This is a genomic window from Pseudovibrio sp. POLY-S9 (assembly GCF_001431305.1).
Lineage (GTDB): Bacteria > Pseudomonadota > Alphaproteobacteria > Rhizobiales > Stappiaceae > Pseudovibrio.
On record NZ_LCWX01000198.1, the window covers coordinates 6,234 to 8,176 of the forward strand.

A 1,943-nucleotide genomic window follows, 5' to 3' on the forward strand; every position below is an offset into this window, starting at 1 on the left:
GTGATTGAGGTAGCGGAGATGCCTGCGATCATCGCAGTAGAGATTGCGACAGAGGCAATTTTTGACGAACGGTCAGAGACCTGTTTTTGCAGCTTCCAAAACACGGCAAACCCCACCGAATAACTGTTAAATTTTACTAGTTATTTGTGCGATTATTTTAGTGAACGAAAACCTAATTTGCGCGAATTGACGGGTCAGATATGCCGATAATGCGCTTTATGGTTAAGCACGGGTAAACATCGGTTCAACTTAGCCTCTTCACAGAGGTGAGCTGGCCAAATTCGTTCTCGCCAATGCGTTTAAGAGCTGCCTGAAGCCCTTCATAAGCGACCGTCATTGTGTAACCGTTGGCATGCAGCAAGGTCTTAGAATCAGACATTACGCCCACATGCCCCTTCCAGAACATCAAGTCGCCGCGCTGCAAAGCTGGCAGGCCACTGGAGAGGTCGAGTTGTTCGCCCAGCATGGCTTCCTGCATATCCGCGTCACGTGGGGCATTTATACCGCCTGTCTGGAGTGCAAGTTGGATCAAGCCGGAGCAATCCAGCCCCAGAGTAGAGCGTCCACCCCAAAGATATGGCGTTCCAACCATCGCTTCTGCTGCTTTCACCCAGTCGGCCGCTTTATCAGTCTGCTCTACCAAGTGTTTTTTGACCATAAACGAGCCATCGGCAAGCTGTGCAAACTCCAGCCCGCGCCTGGTCTCATATCCCACAACGCTTACCAGTGCTCCCATGGAGACCTGCCCCAGAGCTGGGCGTTTCATTTCGGCTTCCGGGTAGCGATAGGTGCGCAGGGCAATCACTCTGTGCGTTGCTTGTTCAACAGGCCCCAGCGCGTTCGTCGGCAGCCAGCCGACATATCCGTCTGTTTGCAACTGTCCCCAAGACCACCCTTCTTGCGTTGTCTCAAATACACGAAAGGTTTCGCCAAAATTCAGCTCAGTATCGATTCCGCATGCAACATCTGGCTGAGCACGTAGCTCAATCTTATCTGCTTTGACAGAGTAGTCGGTCCCCTCCACAAAACGCTCAGATTGCACCTGGCCGCGATAGTCAGTGGAAGCCAAATCCGGTCTTACCGGATGTAAACGGCGGTCAAGTTGAGCAGTCATATGAGGCCCCTCCAATCAAAATGGCATAGCGGAGTGATAATGTCTTGGTTCCGCCTTTCGATCAACGCGAAAGGTCCTGAGCTTTTTCTGAGACCAGATCGCCAAGCTGTTCCAGATACAGCGCCCCAGCAACTGTGCGTGTGACAATGACATTGCGGCGGTCATTTTCATCACGCTTTCTGGAAAGTAGCTTGTTTGTTCCAAGGGTATCCAATGCGCGCGTAATTGCAGGCTTGGTTACCCCTAGTTTTTGCGCAAGTCCGCGCACGGTATGTGGTGGAGGCTCAAGATATACAGTTAAAAGAATAGACATTTGGCGAGCAGTCAAATCCTGATCTGCTGCGCGCACCAATTCCAACACTACATCATGCCATAGCTTAAGCGCCTGCGACGGGCGGATCTCTACGGGCATATTTTATCGTCCTAATCCCTATTGCAGGCTAAAACCTAGCCTGCAAATCATTTCGGGACCCTTACCAGATTGAGGTATTAAGTAATTTTGACAGCGCAATCCGCACTTTGCTTAGGCAAATCGGGTCTTCAACATGTCAAAAAGTGCCCGAATTGCTTGGGCTTCTCCGCCATGGGTCCTGAAATCTTTCTCAATTGGTGTCCAACCGTAGATATCAAGATGTACCCAGCTACCCGCGTTTTCAACGAATCTTTGAAGGAACAAAGCTGCAGTGATTGAGCCTGCAAAGCCTGCTCCGCTTGTGTTGATGTTTGCCAGATCAGCTGTTTTGGAGGTGATGTATTTCTTATATGGCTTCCAGAGTGGCAGGCGCCACAAAGGATCATTCACGGCTTCACTGTGAACAGCGATGGTTTC

Annotated in this window: 2 protein-coding genes and 1 pseudogene; all 3 read right to left on the reverse strand. The window is 50.5% G+C overall.

Annotated features, from left to right (window positions below):
- Positions 1-244: 244 nt before the first annotated feature.
- Positions 245-1,114 carry an NlpC/P60 family protein gene (locus PPL9_RS18970; RefSeq protein WP_057464153.1) on the reverse strand — a complete coding sequence of 290 codons (870 nt, stop codon included), beginning with the start codon at positions 1,112-1,114 and terminating at the stop codon, positions 245-247.
- 61 nt (positions 1,115-1,175) lie between these two features.
- Positions 1,176-1,526: a MarR family transcriptional regulator gene (locus PPL9_RS18975; protein ID WP_057464154.1), complete on the reverse strand. Its 351-nt coding sequence runs from the start codon at positions 1,524-1,526 to the stop codon at positions 1,176-1,178.
- Between the two features lie 111 nt (positions 1,527-1,637).
- A pseudogene (locus PPL9_RS33505) lies at positions 1,638-1,943 on the reverse strand (M17 family metallopeptidase); the annotation flags it as partial.